At 59.0% G+C, this 25216-nt stretch carries 28 protein-coding genes; 21 read left to right on the plus strand and 7 right to left on the minus strand.

Annotated features, from left to right (window positions below):
* Window positions 1-60: 60 nt before the first annotated feature.
* Complete coding sequence (gene argR / locus KI797_RS02530) at window positions 61-531, minus strand: transcriptional regulator ArgR (protein WP_005308670.1); 471 nt, start codon at window positions 529-531, stop codon at window positions 61-63.
* Between the two features lie 200 nt (window positions 532-731).
* On the opposite strand from argR, the gene KI797_RS02535 reads away from it, so the two are divergent.
* From KI797_RS02535 to KI797_RS21070, 6 genes are all read left to right on the plus strand, one after another.
* A complete protein-coding gene (locus KI797_RS02535; protein ID WP_226171287.1) occupies window positions 732-1472 on the plus strand; it encodes an ATP-binding cassette domain-containing protein in 741 nt (246 codons plus the stop codon).
* Between the two features lie 24 nt (window positions 1473-1496).
* Window positions 1497-2234, plus strand: coding sequence for a transporter substrate-binding domain-containing protein (locus KI797_RS02540; RefSeq protein WP_005332335.1), 738 nt, complete (start codon window positions 1497-1499; stop codon window positions 2232-2234).
* Between the two features lie 3 nt (window positions 2235-2237).
* Window positions 2238-2888: an arginine ABC transporter permease ArtQ gene (gene artQ, locus KI797_RS02545; protein ID WP_226171288.1), complete on the plus strand. Its 651-nt coding sequence runs from the start codon at window positions 2238-2240 to the stop codon at window positions 2886-2888.
* Between the two features lie 2 nt (window positions 2889-2890).
* The gene (artM, locus tag KI797_RS02550; RefSeq protein WP_226171289.1) at window positions 2891-3553 is read left to right on the plus strand and encodes an arginine ABC transporter permease ArtM; all 663 of its coding nucleotides are present in this window, start codon (window positions 2891-2893) and stop codon (window positions 3551-3553) included.
* Window positions 3554-3795: 242 nt separating this feature from the next.
* On the plus strand, window positions 3796-4731 hold the full coding sequence (mdh, locus tag KI797_RS02555; RefSeq protein WP_041206414.1) for a malate dehydrogenase: 936 nt from the start codon (window positions 3796-3798) through the stop codon (window positions 4729-4731).
* Between the two features lie 407 nt (window positions 4732-5138).
* Window positions 5139-5729, plus strand: coding sequence for a tetratricopeptide repeat protein (locus KI797_RS21070; protein ID WP_139751261.1), 591 nt, complete (start codon window positions 5139-5141; stop codon window positions 5727-5729).
* Between the two features lie 86 nt (window positions 5730-5815).
* Here KI797_RS21070 and hmpA read toward each other — a convergent pair whose 3' ends face one another.
* The gene (hmpA, locus tag KI797_RS02565; protein WP_226171293.1) at window positions 5816-7009 is read right to left on the minus strand and encodes an NO-inducible flavohemoprotein; all 1194 of its coding nucleotides are present in this window, start codon (window positions 7007-7009) and stop codon (window positions 5816-5818) included.
* Between the two features lie 111 nt (window positions 7010-7120).
* On the opposite strand from hmpA, the gene KI797_RS02570 reads away from it, so the two are divergent.
* Window positions 7121-7588, plus strand: coding sequence for an Rrf2 family transcriptional regulator (locus KI797_RS02570; RefSeq protein ID WP_041206413.1), 468 nt, complete (start codon window positions 7121-7123; stop codon window positions 7586-7588).
* Window positions 7589-7619: 31 nt separating this feature from the next.
* Here KI797_RS02570 and KI797_RS02575 read toward each other — a convergent pair whose 3' ends face one another.
* Both KI797_RS02575 and KI797_RS02580 read right to left on the minus strand, forming a co-directional pair.
* Entirely contained in the window at window positions 7620-8900 is a 1281-nt protein-coding gene (locus KI797_RS02575; protein WP_041206412.1) for an HlyC/CorC family transporter, read from the minus strand.
* A 39-nt stretch (window positions 8901-8939) separates the two neighbouring features.
* The gene (locus KI797_RS02580; RefSeq protein WP_226171295.1) at window positions 8940-9731 is read right to left on the minus strand and encodes a cytochrome C assembly family protein; all 792 of its coding nucleotides are present in this window, start codon (window positions 9729-9731) and stop codon (window positions 8940-8942) included.
* A gap of 286 nt (window positions 9732-10017) precedes the next feature.
* Between KI797_RS02580 and ffh the strand changes: the two genes are divergently transcribed.
* The 5 genes from ffh to rplS all read left to right on the plus strand — a co-directional run bounded on the left by ffh (window position 10018) and on the right by rplS (window position 13535).
* Window positions 10018-11397 carry a signal recognition particle protein gene (gene ffh / locus KI797_RS02585; protein ID WP_226171298.1) on the plus strand — a complete coding sequence of 460 codons (1380 nt, stop codon included), beginning with the start codon at window positions 10018-10020 and terminating at the stop codon, window positions 11395-11397.
* Between the two features lie 179 nt (window positions 11398-11576).
* The gene (gene rpsP / locus KI797_RS02590) at window positions 11577-11825 is read left to right on the plus strand and encodes a 30S ribosomal protein S16 (protein WP_042649810.1); all 249 of its coding nucleotides are present in this window, start codon (window positions 11577-11579) and stop codon (window positions 11823-11825) included.
* A gap of 24 nt (window positions 11826-11849) precedes the next feature.
* Window positions 11850-12371: a ribosome maturation factor RimM gene (rimM, locus tag KI797_RS02595; protein WP_005332346.1), complete on the plus strand. Its 522-nt coding sequence runs from the start codon at window positions 11850-11852 to the stop codon at window positions 12369-12371.
* Window positions 12372-12405: 34 nt separating this feature from the next.
* Complete coding sequence (trmD, locus tag KI797_RS02600; protein ID WP_011704631.1) at window positions 12406-13155, plus strand: tRNA (guanosine(37)-N1)-methyltransferase TrmD; 750 nt, start codon at window positions 12406-12408, stop codon at window positions 13153-13155.
* Between the two features lie 32 nt (window positions 13156-13187).
* Window positions 13188-13535 carry a 50S ribosomal protein L19 gene (gene rplS / locus KI797_RS02605; RefSeq protein WP_005313505.1) on the plus strand — a complete coding sequence of 116 codons (348 nt, stop codon included), beginning with the start codon at window positions 13188-13190 and terminating at the stop codon, window positions 13533-13535.
* A 105-nt stretch (window positions 13536-13640) separates the two neighbouring features.
* Here rplS and KI797_RS02610 read toward each other — a convergent pair whose 3' ends face one another.
* On the minus strand, window positions 13641-13970 hold the full coding sequence (locus KI797_RS02610; protein ID WP_171269301.1) for an isoamylase early set domain-containing protein: 330 nt from the start codon (window positions 13968-13970) through the stop codon (window positions 13641-13643).
* A gap of 83 nt (window positions 13971-14053) precedes the next feature.
* A complete protein-coding gene (gene mutH / locus KI797_RS02615) occupies window positions 14054-14728 on the minus strand; it encodes a DNA mismatch repair endonuclease MutH (protein ID WP_226171300.1) in 675 nt (224 codons plus the stop codon).
* Window positions 14729-15461: 733 nt separating this feature from the next.
* On the opposite strand from mutH, the gene rppH reads away from it, so the two are divergent.
* From rppH to KI797_RS02655, 8 genes are all read left to right on the plus strand, one after another.
* Complete coding sequence (rppH, locus tag KI797_RS02620; RefSeq protein ID WP_041206409.1) at window positions 15462-15989, plus strand: RNA pyrophosphohydrolase; 528 nt, start codon at window positions 15462-15464, stop codon at window positions 15987-15989.
* Window positions 15990-16002: 13 nt separating this feature from the next.
* Window positions 16003-18282, plus strand: coding sequence for a phosphoenolpyruvate--protein phosphotransferase (gene ptsP / locus KI797_RS02625; protein ID WP_226171304.1), 2280 nt, complete (start codon window positions 16003-16005; stop codon window positions 18280-18282).
* A gap of 67 nt (window positions 18283-18349) precedes the next feature.
* Window positions 18350-19177 carry a prolipoprotein diacylglyceryl transferase gene (gene lgt, locus KI797_RS02630; RefSeq protein WP_041207083.1) on the plus strand — a complete coding sequence of 276 codons (828 nt, stop codon included), beginning with the start codon at window positions 18350-18352 and terminating at the stop codon, window positions 19175-19177.
* Window positions 19174-19968 carry a thymidylate synthase gene (gene thyA, locus KI797_RS02635; RefSeq protein WP_171272655.1) on the plus strand — a complete coding sequence of 265 codons (795 nt, stop codon included), beginning with the start codon at window positions 19174-19176 and terminating at the stop codon, window positions 19966-19968. The genes lgt and thyA overlap by 4 nt, the downstream gene beginning before the upstream one ends.
* A gap of 285 nt (window positions 19969-20253) precedes the next feature.
* A complete protein-coding gene (gene nhaA, locus KI797_RS02640) occupies window positions 20254-21444 on the plus strand; it encodes a Na+/H+ antiporter NhaA (RefSeq protein WP_171272654.1) in 1191 nt (396 codons plus the stop codon).
* 20 nt (window positions 21445-21464) lie between these two features.
* Window positions 21465-21845 carry a Rossmann-fold NAD(P)-binding domain-containing protein gene (locus tag KI797_RS02645; protein WP_171269505.1) on the plus strand — a complete coding sequence of 127 codons (381 nt, stop codon included), beginning with the start codon at window positions 21465-21467 and terminating at the stop codon, window positions 21843-21845.
* Window positions 21832-22764 (plus strand): transcriptional activator NhaR, encoded by a 933-nt coding sequence (gene nhaR, locus KI797_RS02650; RefSeq protein WP_005332358.1) that lies wholly within the window; start codon window positions 21832-21834, stop codon window positions 22762-22764. The genes KI797_RS02645 and nhaR overlap by 14 nt, the downstream gene beginning before the upstream one ends.
* Before the next feature lie 49 nt (window positions 22765-22813).
* The gene (locus KI797_RS02655; RefSeq protein WP_005332359.1) at window positions 22814-23116 is read left to right on the plus strand and encodes an ArsR/SmtB family transcription factor; all 303 of its coding nucleotides are present in this window, start codon (window positions 22814-22816) and stop codon (window positions 23114-23116) included.
* A gap of 49 nt (window positions 23117-23165) precedes the next feature.
* Here KI797_RS02655 and rpsT read toward each other — a convergent pair whose 3' ends face one another.
* Window positions 23166-23429, minus strand: a complete 264-nt coding sequence (rpsT, locus tag KI797_RS02660; protein ID WP_005308808.1) for a 30S ribosomal protein S20 — start codon at window positions 23427-23429, stop codon at window positions 23166-23168.
* A 191-nt stretch (window positions 23430-23620) separates the two neighbouring features.
* On the opposite strand from rpsT, the gene murJ reads away from it, so the two are divergent.
* Window positions 23621-25183 carry a murein biosynthesis integral membrane protein MurJ gene (gene murJ, locus KI797_RS02665; RefSeq protein ID WP_226171306.1) on the plus strand — a complete coding sequence of 521 codons (1563 nt, stop codon included), beginning with the start codon at window positions 23621-23623 and terminating at the stop codon, window positions 25181-25183.
* Window positions 25184-25216 lie beyond the last annotated feature (33 nt).

The following is a 25216-nucleotide window of genomic DNA, read 5'->3' on the forward strand; positions in this document are numbered from 1 at the left end:
GAAACAACAATCCCGGCCTTGGCCGGGATTTTTCGTTCAGGTGGTGCGAGCGCGACCGGATCAGGGGGTCTGTTCGAACAGCTCGAGGGCGGAGAGGTAGAGCTCTTCGATGTCGGTGTCGCTGGTCGGGGTGATGAAGATGGTGTCATCACCGGCGATGGTGCCGAGGATACCTTCGGCCTTGCCGAGGGAGTCGAGCAGGCGGGCGATGAGCTGGGCCGCCCCTGGGCTGGTGTGGATCACCACCAGGGCGCCGTTGTGGTCGACATCCAGTACCAGGTTCTTGAGCGGGCTGGAGGTGGTGGGCACACCCAGTTCCACCGGCAGGCAGTAGACCATCTCCATCTTGGCATTGCGGGTGCGGACGGCGCCGAAGCGGCTCAGCATGCGCGAGACCTTGGACTGGTTGATGTTCTCAAAGCCCATCTCTTGCAGGGCAGTGACTATCTCTGCCTGGGAGCCAAATCGCTCCTCTTTCAGCAAGGCTTTAAAGGCCTTGGCCAGTTTTTCTTGCTTGTCGTTATGTTTCATCTTGGACTCACGAATGAGGGAGGTGACCGCCTGTCACGCTCAGGCGGCAGATACGAACAGCGCTGCTATTTTGCATTCATATGCCTGTTTTGGCAAGGAAGCGGCGCTTGTTCTGCATATTGATTCAAATATAGCTTGCATCAACTTATGCTGGCGCTAGAATCAGGACGAAATTTTGAAAACTTATTCAATTGGGCTGTATGGGTATCGAATTAATCGGCATCGAAAAATCCTGGCACAAGGTGCCGGTACTGCAACAGGTCAGCTTCCGGACTGCACCCGGCGAGACCTTGGTATTGCTGGGCCCGAGCGGTGCGGGCAAGAGTTCGCTGCTGCGGATGATGAACCTGCTGGACACCCCGGATGCGGGTGTGCTGCGCATAGCCGACAGTGAATTTTCTTTCCCGTCCAGCCTTTCTCCCGCGGAATTCAACCGCCAGGCCCAGGCCTTGCGCCGCAAGGTGGGTATGGTGTTCCAGCAGTACAATCTGTGGCCCCATCTCACCGTGATGGAGAATCTCATCGAGGCGCCCGTAAAACTGCTCGGCATGAGCAAGGCGGCCGCCATCGAGAAGGGCGCCTACCTGTTGGCCCAGTTGCAGCTGGCCGACAAGCGGGATGCCTGGCCGGCGCGCCTCTCCGGCGGCCAGCAGCAGCGGGTGGCCATCGCCAGAACCCTGATGATGGATCCCCAGGTACTGCTGTTTGACGAGCCCACCGCGGCGCTCGATCCTGAAATAACCAAAGAGGTGGCGGAGATCATCCGCACCCTGAGCCAGACCGGCATCACCCAGGTGGTGGTGACCCACGAGGTGGAGTTCGCCCGCAAGGTGGCCAGTCAGGTGATTTATCTGGAGAAGGGGCGGATCATCGAATCCGGCACCGCCGCCATCTTCCAATCTCCGCAAACCAGCCGGTTTGCCGAATTCTTGATGCATTGATACTGAATCGATAAGGAAGCTGTCATGAAAAAGAGTCTGTTGCTGGTTGCTGCCATGGGTCTGCTGAGCACCTCGGTGCTGGCCAAGGAGATCAAGTTCGCCACCGAGGCCACCTATGCGCCGTTCGAATACCTGGATGACAAGAACGAGTTCCAGGGCTTTGACATCGATCTGGCCCGTGCCGTCTGCGAGCAGGCCAAGCTGGAGTGCAGCTTCCACAACCAGGCCTTCGACAGCCTGATCCCCAGCCTCAAGTTCCGTCGCTATGACGCCGTCATTGCCGCCATGGACGTAACCCCGGAGCGGGCAGCCCAGGTCGACTTCTCCGACATCTATTACGAGAACTCCGCGGTCTTCGTGGCCAAGAAGGGCGCCTTCAAGGGGCCTGAAGAGCTGGTGGACAAGACAGTCGGCGTGCAAAACGGCACCTCCCATCAGTCCTACCTGGTGGACAACTGGGTGAGCAAGGGTCTGCTGACCGTGCCCTACGCCAGCTACCAGAGCGCCTTCCTCGACATGATGAACGGTCGCACCGACGGCGTCTTCGCCGACACCGCCGTTGCCGCCGACTGGCTCAAGCAGCACAAGGAGTACGGTGTCATCGGTACACCGGTGACCGACGCCAAGTACTTCGGTACCGGCTTTGGCATCGCCGTGGCCAAGGGTAACCAGGAGCTGCTGACCCAGCTGAACAAGGGGCTGGCCGAGATCAAGGCCAACGGCACCTATCAGAAGATCTTCGACAAGTACTTCGCGCAGTAAGCCATGCTGAGCCTGTTGTTGGATGCAGCCTGGATGACCCTGGGGCTGGCCTTGGCATCACTGGTCGGGGGCATGGCGCTTGCGCTGGCATTCAGCGCCGCCGAGCTCAGCAAGCAGCGTTGGCTGGTGTGGCCTGTGGCCACGCTGACCACGCTCATTCGTGGTTTGCCCGAGCTGCTGGTGGTGCTGTTCATCTACTTCGGCTCGACCCAGGTGTTGTTCCTCATCACCGGCGAGTATGTGGAGTTCAGCCCCTTCGCATGCGGCGTGCTGGCGCTCTCCCTGCTGTTCGCCAGCTATGCGACCCAGACCCTGCGGGCGGCGCTCAATGCGGTGCCCGCCGGGCAGCGGCTGGCTGCGCTGGCGCTGGGTCTTGGCAAGAGCCATATCTTCTTTCACATCGTGCTGCCCCAGGCCTGGCGTCACGCCTTGCCGGGGCTGGGCAACCAGTGGCTGGTGCTGCTCAAAGACACGGCCCTAGTGTCGCTCATCGGGGTGAACGAGATGATGCGCCAGGCCCAGATGGCCTCGGCCAGCACCTATGAACCCTTCACCTGGTACGCCGCCGCCGCCCTCATCTACCTGGTCATCAGCCTGGTGAGTGAGTTTGGCTTGAAGCAGGCTGCCCGTTACACCCGCCGTTACGGAGGCTGACCATGCAGGATTACCTGATGACCCTGCTGGGGGGGCTGGCGATTACCCTGCAGCTCACCGCGTTCAGCCTGCTGCTTGGCGTGCTGATGGCGGCTGGCATGACCTGGGTGCTAGAACGCCGCATTCCGGTGGTGACCCAGCTTGTACAGTTGTGGGTGCTGGTCTTTACCGGCACGCCCCTGCTCATCCAGATCTTCCTCATCTACTACGGGCCTGGCCAGTTTGAATGGCTCAAGGCCGGACCGCTCTGGCCGTTGCTCAAGCAGCCCTGGTTCTGCGCCGTGCTGGCGCTCGGGTTCAACACCGCGGCCTACTCCACCCGGCTGTTCAAGGGGGCGCTCGACGCCATCCCCGCCGGCGAGGTGGAAGCCTGCCGGGCGCTCGGCTTCTCGGCCGGCCAGACCCTGTGGATGAAGACCCGCCACGCCGCCCGTCGGCTGGTGCCTGCCTACTCCAACGAAGTGATCCTGGTGCTCAAGGGCAGCTCGCTCGCCAGTACCATCACCATCATGGACATCATGGGGCTGGCCCAGCGTCTCAACGCCCAGACCTATGACACCCTGGCGGTGTTTACCGTGGCCGGGGGCCTCTACCTGACCATGAATGGATTGTTAACAGTTGGTTTCCGCTGGTGCGAGAAGCGTGCACTGGCATTCCAGTCCTGAAGCAGTCGTATTTACCTCTTAATGGTGAGGGAGACACAGGAAATCTGTGTCTTTCCTCTCATTTATCGCATATTCCTCTCCGCTTTCGTCACCGCTTGCTCCTTGGCTCACAGAACCCGTGATTACAACTGTTATCAGATTGTTTTTTAGCAGGGGATCCTTTAAGGTGAGGCGCACAATAAGAAACAGCGTTAACCCAACTAGAAACAACCTTAAACCTACGCTTAGACATGGAGTTGATCATGAAAGTTGCCGTTCTGGGTGCCGCCGGTGGCATCGGCCAAGCCCTTGCTCTGCTGTTGAAAAATCGCCTGCCTGCCGGTTCCGAGTTGAGCCTGTATGACATTGCCCCGGTCACTCCGGGCGTGGCGGCGGACCTGAGCCATATTCCGACTGACGTGAAAGTAAAAGGTTTCTGCGGTGAAGATCCGAGCCCGGCTCTGGTCGGCGCCGATGTCGTGCTGATCTCTGCCGGCGTGGCGCGCAAGCCCGGCATGGATCGTTCCGATCTGTTCAACATCAACGCCGGTATCGTCAAGAACCTGGTGGAGAAGTGTGCCGCCTCCTGCCCGCAGGCATTGATCGGCATCATCACCAACCCGGTCAACACCACGGTCGCCATCGCCGCCGAAGTGCTGAAGAAGGCCGGCGTCTATGACAAGCGTCGTCTGTTCGGCGTGACCACCCTGGACGTCATCCGTGGCGAGACCTTCGTGGCCGAGGCCAAGGGCCTGAACATCGACAAGATCCGCGTCAACGTGATCGGTGGCCACAGTGGCGTGACCATTCTGCCGCTGCTGTCCCAGATCGAAGGGGCCAGCTTCACCGCGGAAGAAGCGGCTGCCATGACCAAGCGCATCCAGAATGCCGGTACCGAAGTGGTTGAAGCCAAGGCTGGTGGCGGTTCTGCCACTCTCTCCATGGGTCAGGCGGCCTGCCGCTTTGGCCTGTCCCTCATCAAGGGTCTGCAGGGTGAAGCCAACGTCATCGAGTGTGCCTATGTGGAAGGCAACGGCGAGCACGCCACCTTCTTCGCGCAGCCGGTGCTGCTAGGCAAGAACGGTGTCGAGAGCGTGCTGGACTACGGCAAGCTGAGCGCCTTCGAGCAAGAGTCCATGGACAGCATGCTGGCTACCCTGAAGGCCGATATCCAGCTGGGTGTCGACTTCGTCAAGTAAGCCGCAGCGTCGATCATGAGGGGAGCCCAGGCTCCCCTCTGTCATTTCCGGGGTTTGCCATGGCGGACTAAGGAGATGAACCCGGCTGCCGATAAAGAGGGCAGCAGGAGATCCCTATGATGAAACCCAGTACCCTCATCGGCCTCGTCGGTCTGTGCAGCCTCCCCTTGCAGGGGGCCGAGCCGATCTCGGCGGCCACACAAACCCAGTCGGTGGTGGCTGCCTCCGTCCCGGCACCCTCGGCGGCCATGCCATCGACCGCCCCAGCGCCAGTGCCGGTTGCGTCAGCGACCCTACCGGCCACCGCAGCTGTACCCTCAGCCGCTGTGCCGGCGACTGATCCGGCCCCTGTGCTGTCGACCCTTGCCGCACCCGCTCCAGTGGCATCAACCCCGGCGGCTGCTCCGCTGCCCAGGGCGGTGAATCCTGGATCCCTGGCCAAGGGAGAGCTGCAGGCTGTGCCGCTCTATCGGCAGGACGAGCTGCTCAACTGGATAGAGCAGGGACGTCATCTGACCCGGGTGAAGCAGGACAGGTGCCAGCTGACCCAGGACATAGAGGCACGCGCCTCTGTGATGAAGATCCCGGCCTATCAGTTCCTGTGGGGGGACATGCTGGCCTGGGGCGTCTGCACCAAGCCGGATGCCCAGGTCGGGGTGCAATACATGTGGGAGGCGGCCAATCAGGGTCTGGCTCCCGCACTGGAGCAGTTGGGGCGCTACTACTGGAAAGGCATCCTGGTCCAGAAGGACCTGGTGCGGGCCGAGACCCTGATGCGGGAGGCTGCCAGCCTGGGTTTCCAGCGGGCCCAGATAGAGTGGGTCGAGATGCTGCTGCAGGGCATGGGCAGTCCGCTGGATTACGAGGAGGCCTACCACTGGCTGCACGGCGCCGTCATCGGCGACAAGGCGACCCACCAGAAGGCGGCTAGCCTGCTGAGCCGACTCGGCAATCGCATGCCCGCCAATGCCATCGCCCGCGCCAAGGCGATGCACTAAGTCCGGCAAGCCAGGCCACTCGATACAACAAGGCCCGCGAACCTGCGTTCGTGGGCCTTGTTCATTTTCCCTGTCAGGAGGCGAGATCAGAGATCCTGATGGGGGCCGAACACCTCGTAATGCATTCTGTCTGCGGGGACGCCCAAACTGCTCAGCTGATCTTTCACAGCCTTCATAAAGCCCAGGGGGCCGCAGAAGTAGTAGTGAGCGTTGGCCGGGATGAGGTCAGTGACCTGTTCCAGCGCCAGGGTGCCGCTAAAGTCGTAGTCCTTCCCCAGCAGGTCCTGTTCGGCAGGTGTCCTATACCAGACCCGGCTCTGCAAGCTGGCGTGCTGGCTGCTCTTTATCTGGATCTCTTCCTTGAAGGCGTGCAGGGCGCCATGCTCGCAAGCGTGCAGCCAGCGGATTTCAGTCCCCGCTTGTTCAGCCAGCAACTGGTTCAGCATGCTCAGCATGGGGGTCAGACCCACTCCGGCGGAGATCAGTACCACTGGGGTGGCCGTCTCGGTCTGCAAGAAGAAGTCCCCCGCCGGTGGCATCAGCGCCACCTCGTCACCGATGTGAAGCTGGTCATGCAGCAGGTTGGAGGCCTGGCCCTGGGGCTCGCGTTTGACGCTGATGCGGTAGTCGCGGCCATTAGGGGCATCGGAGAGAGAGTATTGACGGATCTCCTGATGCTCCAGTGTCGGGTGATTGAGCCTGATGCTGATATATTGCCCCGGCTTGAAGCGCAGTACGGGCTTGCCGTCGACGGGGGCCAGCACGAAGGAGGTGACAAGCTCGCTCTCCTGGCGCTTCTCCTTGATGAGGAAAGCGCGAGCACCTTGCCAGCCGCCGATCTCGCTCGCCTTCTCCCGGTAGAGCTCGCCCTCCCGGCCGATGAAGATGTCGGCCAGCACCCCATAAGCCTTGCCCCAGGCCTCCAATACCTCGTCAGTCACCGCGCTGCCACCCATTTCTTTGAGCGTGGCCAAGAGATGACTACCCACAATGTGATATTGTTCCGACTGGATCAGGAAACCCGTGTGCTTGTGGGCGATGCGTTCCACGGCACCGGCCAGGGCCCCCAGGTTGTCGATATTCCTGGCGTAGGCCGCCACTGCGCTGAACAGGGCCAGGGGTTGGCCGCCACTGCGCTGATGAGCCAGGTTGAACACATCCTTCAACTCGGGGTTGTGGCTGAACATGCGCTGGTAGAAGTGCTGGGTGAGGGCAGGCCCCGCCGATTCGAGCAAAGGAATGGTGCTCTTGATGACGGCGATGGTGGCTTGGTCTAACATAGGAGGTCCTTTCTAATTGAACATCTGGAATGTCACTTAATAAGTTGCATCCTAAATGTTTAATTGATCTGGATCAATCATCAATTCTTTGCGCTATGCGCCACAGGCACTATGAGACTAACAAGCTATACCGATTTTGGATTGAGAGCCCTGCTCTATCTGGCCACGTTGCCGGAGGGGGAATTGTCGAGCGTGGCCAAGGTGTCTGCCTTGTATGACGTCTCTCGCAATCACATGGTAAAGGTGGTGAACCAGCTGGTGAAGCTGGGTTATCTGCAGTCCCAGCGTGGCAAGAATGGCGGGATCCGCATGGCCTGTTCCCCTGAGAGCGTGAACATAGGCCAGGTGATCCGGGCGCTGGAGGGCAATCTGGATGGGATCGACTGCGGTTCCCCCGTCTGCCATATCGTCTCTGTCTGCCTGCTCAAGAGTGCACTGAAGGAGGCGATGAACGCCTTCCTGGCGGTGATGGACGGCTATACGCTGCAAGACTTGCTGGCTAACCGCGACGAGCTGCAGCAGGTGTTTGGCGAGTTGATCCCGACCCTGGTGCTGGAGCCGGATGACGAGAGCGAGTGAGACAAAAAAGGCTGCCATCGGCAGCCTTTTTTCAATCCTCGTAACCTGACTCGTTACGGTAGAGGTGTGGCATGATCCTCGCCATCTTCACCATGTTGTTTTCTACTTCGAGGATTTCGATGGGGTAACCCGCCAGCCTGACACTGATGTTGGGCTGGGGGATCTCCTCCAGGTACTCCAGAATCACCCCGTTGAGGGTGCGCGGGCCGTCGATGGGCAGGTGCCAGTGCATCTCCTTGTTCAGCTCGCGGATGCTGGCGGAGCCTTCCACCAGGAAGGAGCCGTCCGGCTGGGGGTGGATCTCGTCGCTCGGCGCCGGTGCCATGGAGGTGGTGAAGTCGCCCACGATCTCTTCCAGGATGTCATCCAGGGTGATCAGCCCCTGAATATCGCCATACTCGTCGACAATCAACCCGATCCTCTCCTTGTTGCGCTGGAACTTGGCCAGCTGCACGTTGAGCGGCGTGCCTTGTGGAATGAAGTAGATGGGATCGACTTCCCGCAGCAGGCTGGACTTGCTGAACTGGTCCCTGGCGACGAGCCTGAGGGCGTCACGCGAGTGTAAAAATCCGACTACGTCGTCAATATTGTCGCGATAGAGCAGGATCTTGGTGTGGGCGCAGTGGGCCAGCTGGCGCAATATGCTCTTCCAGTCGTCATTGATGTCGATGGCAGAGATCTCGCTGCGCGGCACCATGATGTTTTCCACCGTCATCTTGTCCAGATCCAGAATGCTGATCAGCATCTCCTGATGGCGCTGGGGGATGAGGCTGCCCGCCTCGTTGACTATGGTGCGCAGCTCTTCGGTGTTGAGGGAGTCATCCTTGCGATGTTCGAGGCGCAGCAGCTTGAGCAAGAGGTTGGTGATGCTGTTGATGAGCCAGACCAGCGGGGCGAAGGGCACCATCAGCCCCTTGAGGACCCAGGAGGCGGGATAGGCGATGCGCTCGGGAAACATGGCCGCCAGTGTCTTGGGGGTGACTTCCCCGAACACCAGCACCACCAGGGTGAGGCCGAAGGTGGCGATGGCGACGCCGAGATCCCCAAACAGCCTGATGCAGACTATGGTGGCGATGGCGGAGGCCAGAATGTTGACCAGGTTGTTGCCGATGAGGATGAGGCCAAGCAGGCGGTCCGGTCGGGCCAGCAGCTTTTCGACTCGACGGGCTGCCTTGTGTTTGGTTTGGGCCAGATGCCGCAGCTTGTAGCGGTTGAGGGACATCAGACCGGTTTCGGAACTGGAGAAGAAGGCTGACAACACAATCAAAATAACGAGAACAATCAGTAATGTGCTCGTTGAGATACTGTCCAAGAAGGGCTCCTGTTGGGGTGGTTTTTGGGGGCTGAACCGTCAGCTCAGCAAGACTTCCTTGACGAAGCGGCTGCCAAAGTAAGCCAGGGTCAGGATGATGCTGCCGATGAGGCTCAGCATGATGACCTTGCGACCACGCCAGCCACGGGTGTGGTGACCCCACAGCAGCAAGGCGTAGACGCACCAGGCCAGGATCGAGAGGATGGCCTTGTGGGATTTGCCCTGGGCAAACATGTCTTCCAGGAAGAACAGACCCGAGGCGATGGAGAGGGTCAGCAGCAACAGGCCCGCGGAGATGAGCTGGAACAGACGCTTCTCCACCGTCATCAGGGGCGGCATGGCCGGCAGATGGCTTATCTTTCTGGACTTCAGTTGCCGATCCAGACAGGCAAGCTGGAGCGCAAACAGGCAGGCGATCATCAGTACCGAATAGGCCATCAAGGCGAGCCCGATGTGCAGCAGCAGTTGAGGGTGTGCTTCCAGATGGGTGATGTAGCGACCCGGTATGAGGGCGCTGGCGGCGAGCAGCAAGGCCGAGAAACTGTAGACCACGGGCAGCAGGATCCAGCCGTTGAAACGGCGGGTAACGCAGGTCATGAAGCAGCTGATGATGAGGCTGACCAGGGAGGCGACGTTCAACATGCTGAGATTCTGGCCGGAATGGGTGGCCAGCACCTCGCTTCCCACCGCCACACCATGGGCGGTCAGGGCCAGGCCGACACAGGCAAACAGCGACACCTGCCCGACGGGCTTGGCGCTGAGCAGCAGGTGCAGAGAGGCGATGATGGCCAGCAGGTAAAACGCCAGGGCCAGAACAGAGATCACGATCATAACCAGGTCGTTGTCGAACAAGCTTTTATGGATAAGAGGGGCAGTATACCTTGCACAAGATATGCTCGCCAGTTGTGCCAGGGGCTAACTGCCCATATATAAGTAGCGGCTGACAGCCCCATACGGCGAATAATCGTCCTCCGGCGTTGACTGGGGTATAATGCCCTCCATTTGTTACACCCGCTCATTCGATGGCGGGTCACCGCCGCAAGCGGTGAGTAATCGTCCCCACAGTGCTGACTGGGGTATAATGCCCCACTAGTTACGCCAAGAATCGGAATGCGTCATGTTTGAGAATTTGACTGAACGACTCTCGCGCACCCTGCGCAATGTCAGTGGCCGTGGCCGGCTGACCGAAGAGAACATCAAGGATACCTTGCGTGAAGTGCGCATGGCGCTGCTCGAGGCGGACGTGGCCCTGCCGGTGGTGCGTGACTTCGTTGCCCGCGTGAAAGAGCGTGCCGTCGGCCAGGAAGTGGCCAAGTCCCTGAGCCCGGGCCAGGCCTTCATCAAGATAGTGCATGGCGAGCTGGTCTCCGTCATGGGAGAGGCGAACGAGCAGCTCAATCTGGCCGCACAGCCGCCGGCCATCATCCTGATGGCGGGCCTGCAGGGTGCCGGTAAGACCACGACAGTGGGCAAGCTCGCCAAGCTGCTCAAGGAACGCCACAAGAAGAAGGTGCTGGTGGTCAGTGCCGACGTCTACCGCCCGGCGGCGATCAAGCAGCTCGAGACCCTGGCCAATGACATCTCGGTCGATTTCTTCCCAAGCGATGTGACCCAGAAGCCGGTGGCGATCGCCACCGCTGCCATCGATCTGGCGCGCAAGAAATTCTATGACGTGGTGATCGTCGATACCGCCGGTCGTCTGCACGTGGACACCGAGATGATGGCGGAGATCCAGGATCTCCACGCCACCATCAAGCCGGTCGAGACCCTGTTCGTGGTGGATGCCATGACAGGTCAGGATGCTGCCAATACCGCCAAGGCGTTCAACGAAGCGCTGCCGCTCACCGGCGTCATCCTCACCAAGGCGGACGGCGACGCCCGCGGCGGTGCCGCCCTGTCGGTGCGCCACATCACCGGCAAGCCGGTCAAGTTCATCGGTATGGGTGAGAAGACCGATGCCCTCGAGCCCTTCCACCCGGACCGACTCGCATCCCGCATCCTCGGCATGGGGGACGTGCTGTCGCTCATCGAGGAAGTGGAACGCACGGTCGACAAGGAGAAAGCCGCCAAGCTGGCCAGCAAGGTCAAGAGCGGCAAGGGCTTCGATCTGGAAGATTTCCGCGAGCAGCTGGCCCAGATGCGCAACATGGGCGGCATGATGGGCATGCTCGACAAGTTGCCCGGCATGTCCGGTCTGCCGGATAACGTGAAAGATCAGATGGATGACAAGATCACAGTGCGGATGGAGGCCATCATCAGCTCCATGACGCCCAAGGAGCGTGCTCATCCCGATCTCATCAAGGGCTCCCGCAAGCGTCGCATCGCTGCGGGCTCCGGCATGCAGGTGCAGGACGTGAACAAGCTGCTCAAGCAGTTTACCGAGATGCAGCGCATGATGAAGAAGATGTCTGGCAAGGGTGGCATGCGCAAGATGATGGGCCAGATGAAGAACATGCTGCCACCCGGATTCGGTGGTGGCGGACGCGGTCCGTTCTGATTTTCCTGCTTGTCAGGCAAAAAGGCTCACTTCGGTGAGCCTTTTTCATGCCAACTCCTGCGCAAAAAATAGCAGGCTTGGTTGCAATTATTACGAATCCAAGTAGAATTACGCGGCTTATTTTAAGCTAGGGTCTGCGTATTTGCAGGCCTTGTTCATTAGATGTTCATGAGGACGATATGGTAACCATTCGTTTACAACGTGGTGGCGCGAAAAAGCGTCCGTTCTACCAGGTAGTAGTTTCTGACAGCCGTTGCGCCCGTGACGGTCGCTTCATCGAGCGCGTTGGTTTCTTCAACCCGGTTGCTGCTGGTAACGCTGAAAAGCTGAACCTGGACCTGGCTCGTATCGAGCATTGGGTTGCTACTGGTGCCACTGTTTCTGACCGTGTTGCCAAGCTGATCAAAGACGCTAAAAAAGCTGCTTAATCAGCCAAGCGGTAAGGAGTTAAGGTGGAAAAACCTATAGTTCTGGGCACCCTGGGTACCGTCTACGGCATCAAGGGCTGGCTTAAAGTGAACTCCTTCACCGATGTTGCCGAAGCGATTTTCGATTACAACCCCTGGCTGATCAATCAGAACGGGGTATGGCGTGAGATTCAGGTTTCGGCCTGGAAGCGTCACAACAAGGGTCTGATCTGCAAGCTCGATGGTATCGATGTGCGCGAGGATGCCCTGGCATTGACCAATGTCGAGATTGGCGTAGCCGCCGATCTGTTGCCTGCGTTGCCTGAAGGTGAGTTCTACTGGCGTGACCTGATTGGTTGCTCCGTGATGACCACCAAGGGATACGACCTGGGCAAGGTGACCGAATTGATGGAAACCGGCTCCAACGATGTGTTGGTGGTTGAGGCCAATGTAAAAGATGCCTTTGGTGCAAAGGAGCGGCTGATCCCGTTCCTGGAAGAGCAGGTGATCAAGAATATTGATCTGACTGCTCGAACAATCGAAGTTGATTGGGATCCTGGTTTCTAGTTTCCCGCGCTAACACGGGTGCCGGAGGTTTCTTATGTGGATTGGGGTAATTAGCCTCTTCCCGGAAATGTTCCGAGCCATTACCGAGCACGGGGTAACGGGTCGGGCCGTCAAGAGTGGCCTGCTGCAGATTGAGTGCTGGAACCCTCGGGATTTCACCCACGACAAACACCGTACGGTCGATGATCGTCCTTATGGTGGTGGACCTGGGATGCTGATGATGGTTCAGCCGCTGCGTGATGCGATTCATGCAGCCAAGCAAGCGGCGGGAGACGGGGCGAAAGTCATCTATCTCTCTCCTCAGGGGCGCAAGCTGACTCAAGCGGGCGTAACCGAGTTGGCGACGAATCAGAAACTGATTCTGGTCGCCGGTCGATACGAAGGTATCGATGAACGCGTGATACAAACCGAAGTCGACGAAGAGTGGTCTATCGGGGATTACGTGTTAAGTGGTGGCGAGTTGCCTGCCATGACCCTGATCGATGCGGTTTCGCGTCTGGTCCCTGGGGTCTTGGGCGATCAGGCCAGTGCCGAGCAGGACTCCTTCACGGATGGCCTGCTGGATCATCCCCACTACACTCGGCCGGAGTTGTTGGATGGATTGGCGGTGCCCGAGGCGCTGACAAGCGGCAATCACGAAGTGATTCGGCGCTGGCGTCTCAAGCAGTCGCTCGGACGAACCTGGCAGAGAAGGCCGGAACTTATTAACAACCTAGCTCTGACTGACGAGCAAGAATCACTTCTTGCCGAGTATGTCCGCGAAGTGCGTGACAGCGTTAAGTAGAGTTTTCAGTTTATCCTAGGTAAGGAAAGACAATGAGCAAGATTATTCAGCAGCTTGAACAAGAGCAACTGCGTACCGACATCCCGGCTTTTGCCCAGGGCGACACCGTACGTGTTCAAGTTCGTGTTAAAGAAGGTGGTAAAGAGCGTCTGCAGGCTTTCGAAGGCATCGTTATTGCCAAGCGTAACCGCGGTCTGCACTCTGCTTTCACCGTTCGCAAGATCTCCAACGGCGAAGGTGTTGAGCGTGTATTCCAGACTCACTCTCCGCTGATCCACAGTGTAGAACTGAAGCGTCGTGGTGATGTTCGCCGCGCCAAGCTGTACTACCTGCGCAACCTGTCCGGCAAAGCTGCTCGTATCAAAGAGAAGCTCAACTAATTCGATTCGAATTGGTGTCGGTATGTCGACGAATAGCTCGACAGGTAGTGAAAAGGCTCGCCAATGGCGAGCCTTTTTTGTATGTGGGTTTCGCACAGGCCGGCTTCAGCCAGGCTGGCTGACCCGCACCACAGAGTTGTCGCGCCCGAAGGGGCCGGGCACATACTCGTCCGCTTCCCAGTCGTTGTCATAACGGGTCTCCCCGTCTGGCTGCACCAGTTGATAGCAATACTCGAAATGGCTGGGGCCATCGGTGGGAAGGTTGAGGGTCGTCTTGAACTCCCCGCTCTTCATTCTTTTCAATTCAATGGGTTGCCACTGGCTGAACTCCCCCAGCAGCAAGACCTGTTCGGCCTCGCCTGCGGCCTCTTTTTCCACTGCGAAGGTCACCTTGACCTCGGGGCGGGACTTGAGAAATTGCTTGTTGATCGGCATATCGACTCCTTGTCACTGACTGCGAAGAAAGTAGCTCTGTTCATTTTTATATCACTTTATGACAAGGATGTTGATAGCAATCATCAGACAGGCAGGGCGAAATGACGCCGAAGCAATTGGTGAGTGAACTCAATCTTGAGGTAGAAGCCCCTTGGCAGTGTCTGGATAGGCTGGCCATTGCGGCCGATGGCGCGGGTCAGTGCCTTGCTGTTGGCCGCCTTGGGGCGCAGTTGCATGACTTGGCCGTGGCGGGCGCTGATCTGCTCCACCTCCCCCAGCACTATCATGTCCATCAACTCCTCCCAATCCTGACGCAGCAACCTGTCTTCTTCTTCGCTCGGGCTCCACAGCAAGGGCATGCCTACCCGGCGTTCACCGACGGGGATGGTGCGGCTGCCTTCCACCGGGATCCAGAGTACCCGCGACAGCTTGTTGCGCACATTGGACTCCTCCCAGCGCTGGCCACTGATCCCGATGAGGGGAGCGACGCAGACGAAGGTGGTTTCCAGCGGTTTGCCCTGAGGATCGATCGGGATCGTCTTGAGCTCGATGCCGAGATCGGGGAAGTCCTGCTCCGGGCGGCTGCCCGCGCTGGCACCCAGCTGCCACTCGATCAGCTGACCGATCCAGCCCTTGTCCCGTCTGAGATCCCGTGGCACCGGGATGCCGGCCGTCGCGGCGAGCTGGGCCAGGGTGAAGCCCGCCATGGCGTAGGCGCGCGCCATCAATTCCTGCTCTGACTGTGGATTGGCGGGCATGAGGGGCTCCTGTTGGCGAGAAGGGGGTGGACAAGTGTGATCCTGACAGAGGATCGCTGTTTTTGTAACCGATCCTTGCCCGGCTATGCACAGGGGGGGCAAGTTTGTGAATTATCATCTATGGCAATGATTTTAAAGGAATTTGACTTTTTTCTCCAGCCTGGAGTACGAGAGGATCCCGGTTGCAGCGAGTTGTCCAAGGGTTTGGCCTGGCTGTTGCACACAGTTATCCACAGAAATCTTGGATAACTGACATAAAGTGGTGATACAGGGTCCGGCATCAGAAATAAATGTGAGAGCACACCGATTTTTCTCGCCAGATCGGTGCAGATAATGCGCCATCCTTGTGGATAAACTAGCCTTGGTGGATCTTTGAACAGTCGAACTTGTTCACAATTGACAGCCAGGATCCTCGGGCGCAAAAGACATGGATCTTGATCCAGTCTTTAAATATTAACTATATGTATTTAAATGAATATTTTGTTTTTATATGAATCGGGTATGATACGGCATGATTTGAAGTCGTAGTATAAAACTACTGTATATACCCGCTTGATCACAGGCTTATGCACAGTCTGGGTGGGCAACTTGCGGAGCTTGTCCTTCAGGTTTGTTTATAACTTTGCTTGAAATGCCAAGTTATTCATGAGTGGAAGATGACAGTCCCTGTTTGCCGCCACGGGGTGAATGTGGAACAATCTCTTTATAGATTCAGCCTTTATAAGGTGATCACGTGATAGATGGCGACGGATTTCGTCCCAATGTCGGCATCGTGATCTGTAACCGTGACGGGCAAGTATTGTGGGCTAAGCGCTATGGGCAGCACTCCTGGCAGTTTCCGCAGGGGGGGGTTGATGATGGTGAATCGCCGGAACAGGCCATGTATCGTGAGTTGTATGAGGAGATAGGCCTCAAGCCCGACGATGTGACCATACTGGCGACCAGTCGCAACTGGCTGAAGTACCGCTTACCCAAACGACTCGTTCGCTGGGACAGTTCACCGGTCTGTATTGGCCAGAAGCAGAAATGGTTTTTGTTGCAGCTCGAGCCTGGCAAAGAGTCCAGGATCCAGTTCGGCTGTCATGGTCACCCGGAATTTGATGATTGGCGTTGGGTCAGCTTCTGGTACCCGGTTCGTCAGGTCGTCTCCTTCAAGCGGGAAGTTTACCGCCGGGTGATGAAGGAGTTTGCCCCGCTGGCCATGCCGGTGCCGGTGGTGCAGGTTAATCGAAAGGATGGGCGGCGCAACCGCTCGCGCTAAGGAGCACAATTAGTTGCTGACGGAACTCAGACGCATCGTCGAGAGCATGGCCGAGGCCAACACCCTCGAACAGGCCTTGCAAGCATTGGTGAGCCAGACCCGGCTTGCCATGATGGTGGACTGCTGCTCCGTTTATGTCGCCGAGCCCGACATGCGCCGCTATAGACTGGCGGCGACCGATGGGCTGGCCGAGTCGGCGGTGGGCAAAGCCACCCTGCCGTTCGAGCAGGGCATAGTCGGTCTGGTGGGTCAGCGGGAAGAGCTGATCAACCTGGCCGATGCCCCTTCTCATCCGAGTTTCAAGTTTCTGCCCGATGTCGCGGAAGAGGCGTTTCGCTCCTTCCTCGGCGCCCCCATCATGCACCAGCGTCAGGTGGTCGGCATTCTGGTGGTGCAGCAGAAAGAGAGCCGGCTGTTCGATGAAGGGGAAGAGTCCTTCATGGTCACCCTGGCGGCGCAACTGGCGGCCCGCATCGCCCAGGCCCAGGCCAAGGGCTGGTTGCAGAAGACTGACTGGAGCAAGCCGCTGCGTGGCATCGCCGGTGCCAGCGGCATCGCCATCGCCAAGGCCTGGGTGTGGCGTCCGCGCAAGGCGCTCAATAGCATCACCCCGCGCAAGGATGAGGAGCACGGCAAGCAGCTGGCCCGGCTGGAGCTTGCGGTGGAAGAGGTGCGCCACGATCTGGAGAGCCTGGCGCTGCGCTTTCGCGAGAGCTACAGCCAGGACTCGGTCGCCATCTTCGACATCTATCTGCACCTGCTGAACGATCCCGGCTACATCAAGCCGATCCGCAACAAGGTCAGCAAGGAGCACTGGACCGCCATCTCCGCGGTCAAGATCATCAGCGATCGGCTGATCGATCAGTTCAAGGGGATGAAGGATCCCTATCTGCGGGAGCGCTCAACCGATGTGAAAGACATCGCCCAGCGGCTCATCAGCCGTCTAGTGCAGGACGAGCCCGAGCAGCTCACCATAGGAGAGCCGGTGGTGCTGGTCGCCGACGAGGTGACCGCCACCATACTCGCCGAGATCCCGCGGGAGTTTCTGAGCGGTGTGGTCTCCCTCAAGGGCGGGACCAACTCCCATGCTGCCATCCTGGCCCGTGCCATGGGGGTGGCGGCCATCATGGGGGTGGATCTGCCGCTCGGCGACATAGGCGGGCGCACTCTGGTGGTCGACGGCTACAGCGGCGATCTCTTCATTGAGCCCAATCAGGTGATCCTGACCGAGTACCGGCAACTGCTGAACGAGGAGCGGGCGCTCGATACCCTGGTGCGCAGCGTCGACAATCAACCCTCGGAGACGGCTGACGGCACCCCTGTCTCCTTGTTGCTCAACGCCGGCCTCAGCGCCGACACCGAGATCTCCCTCAACCATCTGGCAGATGGGGTCGGGCTCTATCGCACCGAGATCCCCTTCATGCTGCAGGACAGCTTCCCCTCCGAATGGGAGCAGACGGCGCGCTATCGCGGGATCCTGGAGACCTATCGGGATCGCCCGGTGTGCATGCGTACCCTGGATGTGGGGGGGGACAAGCAATTGCCCTATTTCCCCATAGTGGAGGAAAATCCCTTCCTTGGCTGGCGGGGGATCCGGCTCACCCTGGATCACCCCGAGTTGTTCCTGGTTCAGCTCAAGGCCATGCTGCGCGCCAGCGAAGGGCTGGACAATCTGTCCATCATGTTGCCGATGATCAGCAGCGTCAGTGAAATCAAGGCCTCCCGCCGGCTGCTGGATCAAGCCTGGCGTGAAGTGTCGGAAGAGGCGGCGAGCCGCGATGCGGTGATCCGCTACCCCAGCCTGGGGGTGATGATAGAGGTGCCCTCCGCCCTCTACATTCTGCCGGAGATGGCTCCTCTCATCGACTTCTGGTCGGTGGGCAGCAATGACCTGACCCAGTATCTGCTGGCGGTGGATCGCAACAACGCCCGGGTCGCCAGTATCTATGACGCCTTCCACCCCGCGGTGATCCGTGCCCTGCAACTGCTGGTCGATGCCTCTCATCGCTACCAGAAGCCGGTCTCGGTCTGTGGCGAACTGGCCGGGGATCCGGTCGGCGTGCTGCTGCTGCTGGCCATGGGCTATCGCCGTTTCAGCATGAACACCCACAACATTTCCCGCATCAAGTACGTGCTGCGTCAATCCGATCTCGGCGAGCTGAAGGCGCTGATGGCCGATGGCCTCAAGCACGACAATCCCCACGTGCTCCGTGGCCTGTTTGCCCGCTACCTGGAAGAGCACGGTCTGGGCGGTTTGCTGCGTGCGGGTCACAAGACCAAGCTGCCCGATTGATATTCAGTCTTGTTCCTGCTGACGAATGATCGGAGAATGCGGCTTTTCTTATGACTGGGGCCGCGCCATGCAGCACGACGGATATTGGGTTTTCTCGCAGATTGATCCCGTAGCATTCAGTTTGGGACCACTATCGGTACGCTGGTATGGTCTCATGTATTTGTTTGGTTTTGCCTTTGCCATGTGGCTTGCAGGCCGCCGCGCCGACGCGCCGAACAGTGGTTGGACCCGCAACGAGGTCTCGGACCTGCTGTTCTACGGCTTCCTCGGGGTGATCCTGGGCGGTCGTATCGGCTATGTGCTGTTCTACAACTTCGATCTCTTCCTGGCCGATCCCACCTACCTGTTCAAGATCTGGACCGGCGGCATGTCGTTCCACGGTGGCCTGATCGGGGTCATCACCGCCATGATCTGGTTTGCGCACAAGACCAAGCGTCACTTCTTCACCGTGGCGGACTTTGTGGCACCGCTCATTCCATTCGGTCTCGGCGTCGGCCGTATCGGCAACTTCATGAACGGCGAGCTGTGGGGCCGGGTCACGGACGTGCCCTGGGCCATCATCTTCCCGGAGGCCGGCCCCGAGCCGCGTCACCCCTCCCAGCTCTATCAGTTCGCCCTGGAAGGTGTGGTGCTCTTCATCATCCTGAACCTGTTCTGGCGCAAGAACCCGCCACGGGGCGCCATCTCCGGCATGTTCCTGCTGTTCTACGGCCTGTTCCGCTTCCTGGTTGAGTTCGTACGCCAGCCTGACAGTCAGCTGGGTCTCTACTTCCAGGAGATCAGCATGGGCCAGATCCTCTCCACCCCGATGATCATCATCGGCGCCCTGATGATCTGGGTTGCCTACAAGCGTCCGCAGTTGTTCGGCAACGCAGCGAAGGAGGCAAAGCAATGAGGGCCTATCTTGACCTGATGCAGAAGATCCTGGATGAAGGCACAGTCAAATCCGATCGCACCGGCACGGGGACCGTCTCCCTGTTCGGTCATCAGATGCGCTTCAATCTGGCGGAAGGCTTCCCGCTGGTCACCACCAAGAAGTGCCACCTGCGTTCCATCATTCACGAGCTGCTGTGGTTCCTCAATGGCGACACCAACACTGCCTACCTGAAAGAGCACGGCGTCAGCATCTGGGACGAGTGGGCTGACGAGCACGGCGATCTGGGCCCTGTCTATGGTGCCCAATGGCGCTCCTGGCCGGCGGCCGATGGCACTGTCATCGACCAGATCCAGAAGGCGGTGGATGACATCAAGCACAACCCGGATTCCCGCCGCATCATCGTCTCCGCCTGGAACGTGGGTGAGCTGGACAAGATGGCGCTCGCCCCTTGTCATGCCTTCTTCCAGTTCTATGTGGCGGACGGCAAGCTCTCCTGCCAGCTCTATCAACGCAGCTGCGACGTCTTCCTCGGTCTGCCGTTCAACATCGCGAGCTACGCCCTGCTGACCCACATGATGGCCCAGCAGTGCGATCTGGCCGTGGGCGACTTCGTCTGGACCGGTGGCGATGTGCACCTCTACTCCAACCACATGGAGCAGACGGCGCTGCAGCTCTCCCGCGAGCCGCGTTCCTTGCCGCAGCTGGTGATCAAGCGCAAGCCGGACTCCATCTTCGACTACAGGTTCGAGGATTTCGAGATCCAGGGCTATGATCCTCACCCGGGTATCAAGGCCCCTGTCGCCATCTGATCCTGCATCCGCCATGATGGCGAGCGGCTCTCGGCGGGATCTCCCGCTATGCTATTCCATCTGTTCGAAAGGCGCCTGCGGGCGCCTTTTTCATGCCTGGAAAGAATTAATATGCAAAGAAATGAATACTCCACAGGCGAGGGAACGCAGGGGAAAACGTGCTTATAGCAGACATGATTTATTTTGCCTTCGGTTTTTCCGTTGTTATTGGCAGTTAGAAACGATTTTTCATTAGTTCACTCGCCCCCTAGACTGAAAAAGTACAATTTTATGGATAGTTAGACCATGAGCGATGTGTTCAAGCGATTTCTCAAACTGGAGTCAGCCTCCGGAATAATTCTGATCCTGGCCGCCTTGCTGGCCATCGGTCTGGCCAACTCTGCCCTAGCGGAGCACTATCAGAGTTTCCTCAATACTCAGGTACAGGTGCGCATTGCCGCCCTGGACATCAACAAGCCGTTGCTGCTCTGGATCAACGACGGCTTCATGGCACTCTTCTTCCTGTTGGTCGGGCTCGAGGTCAAGCGCGAAATGTTGGAAGGGGCGCTCTCATCCCGGGTACAGGCCACCTTCCCGGCCATCGCCGCCGTGGGCGGCATGCTGGCCCCTGCGCTCATCTATACCTTCTTTAACTACGAGGACGAAGTCACCCGGGCCGGTTGGGCCATTCCGGCTGCGACCGATATCGCCTTCGCCCTCGGGGTGATGGCGCTGCTCGGCAAGCGGGTGCCGACCAGCCTGAAGGTTTTCCTGCTGGCCCTGGCTATCATGGATGACCTGGGGGTCATCATCATCATCGCCCTCTTCTATACCCAACAGCTGTCGCTGACCGCACTGGCGGTCGGCATAGTGGCGACCCTTACTCTGCTCTGGATGAACCGCCGTGGTGAGGACAGGATCGGCCTTTACATGCTGGTGGGTCTGGTGCTCTGGGTGGCCGTGCTCAAGTCAGGTGTTCATGCGACCCTGGCCGGCGTCATCGTTGGCTTCATGATCCCTATCTCCGGGAAGCGTTATGCCTCGCCGCTCAAGCACCTGGAGCATGCGCTGCACCCCTGGAGCGCGTATCTGATCCTGCCGTTGTTTGCCTTTGCCAACGCTGGTGTCTCCCTCGACGGGATCCAGCTGTCGGATCTGCTCAGCCCGGTGCCCATGGGCATCATACTGGGGCTCTTCATCGGCAAGCCCCTCGGCATCTTTACCGTCAGCTGGCTGTCGGTGAAACTCGGCATCGCCCAGCTGCCGAGTGGCGTCAACTTCAAGCAGATCTTTGCCGTCAGCATCCTGTGTGGCATCGGCTTTACCATGTCGATGTTCATCGCGTCGCTGGCATTCGAGCATGGCGGACTGGACTACGGCAGCTACTCACGCCTCGGTATCCTGGTGGGATCCACCCTGGCGGCCGTGATCGGTTTTATCGCCCTGCGGATATCGCTGCCCAATCGGGAGGCGAATCAAAGCACGGAGGGGTTATGAGAAGACTCGGATGGTTAGTCATGCTGGCGAGTCCGGCACTCTGGGCGAATAGTCTGGCGGAGTGCCAGCAGGATGCAACGTCGGCCAGTTGTTCGGCTTACCTCAATGGCGTGGTAGACAGCGCCCTCATGCTGGGAGACAAGCAGGCCAAGGCCCAATTCGGCGAGACCTTTGCTGAACGGGCCCTGAGCAGCCGGGCTGGCGAGAGAGTCAAGCAGTCGAACAAGCGCTACTGTGGGGAGCGGATGCCGGATCCGGCCCGCCTCAAGCTGACCCTGCAAGAGCAGTTCGGCGCAAACAAAGTTGACTCGATCAGCGACATGTATGACATTCTGGCGGTTGAACTTAGCTGCTATCGGAGCCCGCGCGGCGCGGGAACCCCACCGGATGTCACACCTTAACTACAACCATCTCTATTATTTTTGGATGACTCAGAAGAAGGGCTCCGTCACCCAGGCGGCGGAAGCCCTCTTTCTCACTCCCCAGACCGTCACAGGTCAGATCAAGCTGCTGGAGCAGCGCCTGGGCGGCAAGTTGTTGATCCGCAAGGGGCGTTCCCTCGAGGCCACCGAGCTGGGTCAACTGGTGTTTCGCTATGCCGACAAGATGTTCAGCCTCTCCTACGAGATGCTGGATATCGTCAACTACCGCAAGGAGAGCCAGATCCTGTTCGACGTCGGCATTGCCGATGCACTCTCCAAGCGTCTCGCCAGTCGGGTGCTGCTCTCTGTCATCCCCAATGACGGCTCCATCCACCTGCGCTGCTTCGAATCGACTCACGAGCTGCTGCTGGAGCAACTGAGCGAACACAAGCTCGACATGATCCTCTCCGACTGCCCGGTGGATTCCAGCCAGCACGCCGGTCTGCTTTCCAAGCGGTTGGGGGGGTGTGGCGTCAGCTTCTTCTGCAAGGCACCGCTGCCCGAAAAGCCTTTTCCCGCTTGTCTCGAGGAGCGCAAGCTGCTCATTCCGGGCCGGCGTACCGCCATGGGTCGACAGTTGACGCAGTGGTTCGAGCAGCAGGGCATCTCTCCCAGCATCCTGGGTGAGTTCGACGATGCGGCCCTGATGAAGGCGTTTGGCTTCTTCAATCAGGGTATTTTCATGGCGCCGACCATCTATCGGGAGGAGATCCTGGAGGGGGAGGAGGTGATGCTGATCGGAGAAACCCAGGATCTGATGGAGGAGTACTACGTCATCTTTGCAGAGCGGATGATCCAGCATCCGGCGGTGAAGCGGGTATGTGAGAGTGATTTCTCCTTCCTGTTTGCCGGTCAGGAGGACTTCACCACCATTCAGCCAGCAACCCTGTCATTTTAAATCGATGAGGCAGGGGGTATGATTCCTGTCTTGCAGGGGAGGGAATGCGATGCAGTTGGAAGAGATGGAGGCGAATGCCGGACGTGCGGTCACCCTGCTCAAGGCGCTGGCCAATGAGCGGCGCTTGTTCATTCTGTGCCAGTTACTGGAGCGGGAGTTGTCGGTGGGGGAACTCAACGAGGTACTTGGACTGAGTCAATCGGCGCTGTCACAACATCTGGCGGTGTTGCGGCGCGATGAGTTGGTGACGACACGAAAAGAGGCCCAGACGGTCTACTATTCGCTGCGCAGCCACGAGGTACGCGAGATGATTGGATTGTTGCACAGGTTGTATTGCAGCGAACCCAAATAAAAAACCGGCACTAAGGCCGGTTTTTTTAGCTTTGTTCAGCCGAAGCTGATTAAGCCATAGCTTTGATCTGGGCAGACAGGCGGCTCTTGTGACGAGCAGCTTTGTTCTTGTGGATCAGGCCTTTGGTCGCCATACGATCCATGATCGGCTGAGCAACAGCGAAAGCGGCAGTGGCAGCAGCCTTGTCGCCAGAGGCGATGGCAGCGATCACTTTCTTCAGGTAAGTACGGGTCATGGAACGACGGCTGGCGTTGTGCTGACGACGTTTCTCTGACTGAAGAGCACGCTTCTTAGCAGATTTGATGTTAGCCAAGGTAAAACTCCTAAAACTGTCTTAGCGAGTGTATTGAAAAGGCCCGGAAATATGCCTTCCCAACCACATATTGTCAAATGATTTGTGCAAATAAACACCGCCCCCCGGTGGTGTGTCAGATGGGAGACGGTTAAACTGTCGGCCGATTCTAACAGCATTCTTTTCTTTCTGACAGTTCCAGAGGCCTCGTCTTGAGTAAGAAATTGATCAAATCCGGCATGATAGTGTCCGGAATGACGCTGGCGTCCCGCGTGATGGGCTTGGTGCGCGATGTGGTCATCGCCAATCTGCTCGGTGCCGGGGTGGCCGCAGACGTCTTCTTCTTCGCCAACCGCATTCCTAACTTCCTGCGCCGATTGTTCGCCGAAGGGGCCTTCAACCAGGCTTTTGTTCCCGTGATGACGGAGTACAAGAAAAACGGTGACGAACAGGCTGTTCGCGAGTTGCTGGCCGCAGTGGCGGGCACCCTTGGCGGCATTGTCACCATAGTCACCCTGCTCGGTGTGCTGGGTTCCGGTGTGCTGACGGCCCTGTTCGGCTGGGGCTGGTTCTGGGACTGGCTGCACGGCGGGCCGGCGGCCGAGAAGTTCGAGCTGGCCAGCCTGATGCTCAAGATTACCTTCCCCTATCTCTGGTTCATCACCTTCACCGCCATGGCCGGGGCCATTCTCAACACCTTCGGTCGCTTCGCCGTCTCCTCCTTCACGCCGGTGTTTCTCAACCTCACCATGATTGCGGCGGCCTGGTGGATAGCCCCGTTGCTGGAGCGGCCCGAGATCGCGCTGGCGATCGGCGTCTTCCTCGGCGGCCTGGTGCAGTTTCTGTTCCAGTACCCCTTCCTGCGTCAGATCAACATGCTGGTGTGGCCCAAGTGGGGTTGGCACCATCCCGGTGTGGTGAAGATCCGCACCCTGATGATACCGGCGCTGTTCGGCGTCTCGGTCAGCCAGATCAATTTGCTGATCAACACCATGCTGGCCTCCTTCCTGGCGACCGGTGCCATCAGCTATCTCTATTACTCGGATCGCCTGCTGGAGTTTCCCCTTGGCCTGTTCGCGGTCGCCATCAGCACTGTGATCCTGCCGGCGCTTGCCAGGAAGCATGTGGATGCGGATCCGGCCGACTTCTCCCGCACCATGGATTGGGGGGTGCGCATGGTGATGCTGCTCGGCCTGCCCGCCATGATGGGGATTGCCGTATTGCGCGAGCCCATACTGCGGGTGCTGTTCATGCGCGGCGAGTTCGGCCTGCACGAGGTGGCGATGTCGAGCGCCAGCCTGCTGGCATCCACCACGGGCTTGCTGTCGCTGATGCTGATCAAGGTGCTGGCCCCTGGCTACTACGCCCGCCAGGACACCAGGACGCCGGTGCGGATCGGCATCATGGCCATGGTGGCCAACATGGTATGCAACCTCATCTTCATCTATCCGCTTGGCTATGTGGGGCTGGCGCTCGCCACCGCCTGCTCCGGCACCCTGAATGCGGCCCTACTGTTCAAGGGGCTCTATCAGCAGGCCGTCTATCGCCCTTCCCGCAACACGGGCGTGTTCTGCCTCAAGCTGCTGGCAGCGACCGTGCTGATGGGGGGCCTGCTTGGCTATCTGTCACCGGATCTTGCCCAATGGGGGGCCTGGGGCATGGGCAAGGCCAGTCTGGAGCTGACCCTGCTGCTCTGCCTTGGGGGGGCGTTGTATGGGGTAGTCCTACTGGTGCTGGGGGTCAGGCCAAGACACCTGAAATCGGGTCAGCAATGAGGCTGATGAGGCCCGGGTTCCGGGCCAGATACC

The sequence above is a fragment of the Aeromonas media genome, from assembly GCF_020423125.1.
In the GTDB taxonomy this organism is placed as follows: Bacteria; Pseudomonadota; Gammaproteobacteria; order Enterobacterales; family Aeromonadaceae; genus Aeromonas; species Aeromonas media.

What these genes read in the sequence shown, in the direction of transcription:
- argR (WP_005308670.1), bottom strand. Translation starts at nt 531, where the DNA reads ATGAAACATAACGACAAGCAAGAAAAACTGGCCAAGGCCTTTAAAGCC.
- KI797_RS02535 (WP_226171287.1), top strand. Translation starts at nt 732, where the DNA reads ATGGGTATCGAATTAATCGGCATCGAAAAATCCTGGCACAAGGTGCCG.
- KI797_RS02540 (WP_005332335.1), top strand. Translation starts at nt 1,497, where the DNA reads ATGAAAAAGAGTCTGTTGCTGGTTGCTGCCATGGGTCTGCTGAGCACC.
- artQ (WP_226171288.1), top strand. Translation starts at nt 2,238, where the DNA reads ATGCTGAGCCTGTTGTTGGATGCAGCCTGGATGACCCTGGGGCTGGCC.
- artM (WP_226171289.1), top strand. Translation starts at nt 2,891, where the DNA reads ATGCAGGATTACCTGATGACCCTGCTGGGGGGGCTGGCGATTACCCTG.
- mdh (WP_041206414.1), top strand. Translation starts at nt 3,796, where the DNA reads ATGAAAGTTGCCGTTCTGGGTGCCGCCGGTGGCATCGGCCAAGCCCTT.
- hmpA (WP_226171293.1), bottom strand. Translation starts at nt 7,009, where the DNA reads ATGTTAGACCAAGCCACCATCGCCGTCATCAAGAGCACCATTCCTTTG.
- KI797_RS02570 (WP_041206413.1), top strand. Translation starts at nt 7,121, where the DNA reads ATGAGACTAACAAGCTATACCGATTTTGGATTGAGAGCCCTGCTCTAT.
- KI797_RS02580 (WP_226171295.1), bottom strand. Translation starts at nt 9,731, where the DNA reads ATGATCGTGATCTCTGTTCTGGCCCTGGCGTTTTACCTGCTGGCCATC.
- ffh (WP_226171298.1), top strand. Translation starts at nt 10,018, where the DNA reads ATGTTTGAGAATTTGACTGAACGACTCTCGCGCACCCTGCGCAATGTC.
- rpsP (WP_042649810.1), top strand. Translation starts at nt 11,577, where the DNA reads ATGGTAACCATTCGTTTACAACGTGGTGGCGCGAAAAAGCGTCCGTTC.
- trmD (WP_011704631.1), top strand. Translation starts at nt 12,406, where the DNA reads ATGTGGATTGGGGTAATTAGCCTCTTCCCGGAAATGTTCCGAGCCATT.
- rplS (WP_005313505.1), top strand. Translation starts at nt 13,188, where the DNA reads ATGAGCAAGATTATTCAGCAGCTTGAACAAGAGCAACTGCGTACCGAC.
- KI797_RS02610 (WP_171269301.1), bottom strand. Translation starts at nt 13,970, where the DNA reads ATGCCGATCAACAAGCAATTTCTCAAGTCCCGCCCCGAGGTCAAGGTG.
- mutH (WP_226171300.1), bottom strand. Translation starts at nt 14,728, where the DNA reads ATGCCCGCCAATCCACAGTCAGAGCAGGAATTGATGGCGCGCGCCTAC.
- lgt (WP_041207083.1), top strand. Translation starts at nt 18,350, where the DNA reads ATGCAGCACGACGGATATTGGGTTTTCTCGCAGATTGATCCCGTAGCA.
- thyA (WP_171272655.1), top strand. Translation starts at nt 19,174, where the DNA reads ATGAGGGCCTATCTTGACCTGATGCAGAAGATCCTGGATGAAGGCACA.
- nhaA (WP_171272654.1), top strand. Translation starts at nt 20,254, where the DNA reads ATGAGCGATGTGTTCAAGCGATTTCTCAAACTGGAGTCAGCCTCCGGA.
- KI797_RS02645 (WP_171269505.1), top strand. Translation starts at nt 21,465, where the DNA reads ATGCTGGCGAGTCCGGCACTCTGGGCGAATAGTCTGGCGGAGTGCCAG.
- nhaR (WP_005332358.1), top strand. Translation starts at nt 21,832, where the DNA reads ATGTCACACCTTAACTACAACCATCTCTATTATTTTTGGATGACTCAG.
- KI797_RS02655 (WP_005332359.1), top strand. Translation starts at nt 22,814, where the DNA reads ATGCAGTTGGAAGAGATGGAGGCGAATGCCGGACGTGCGGTCACCCTG.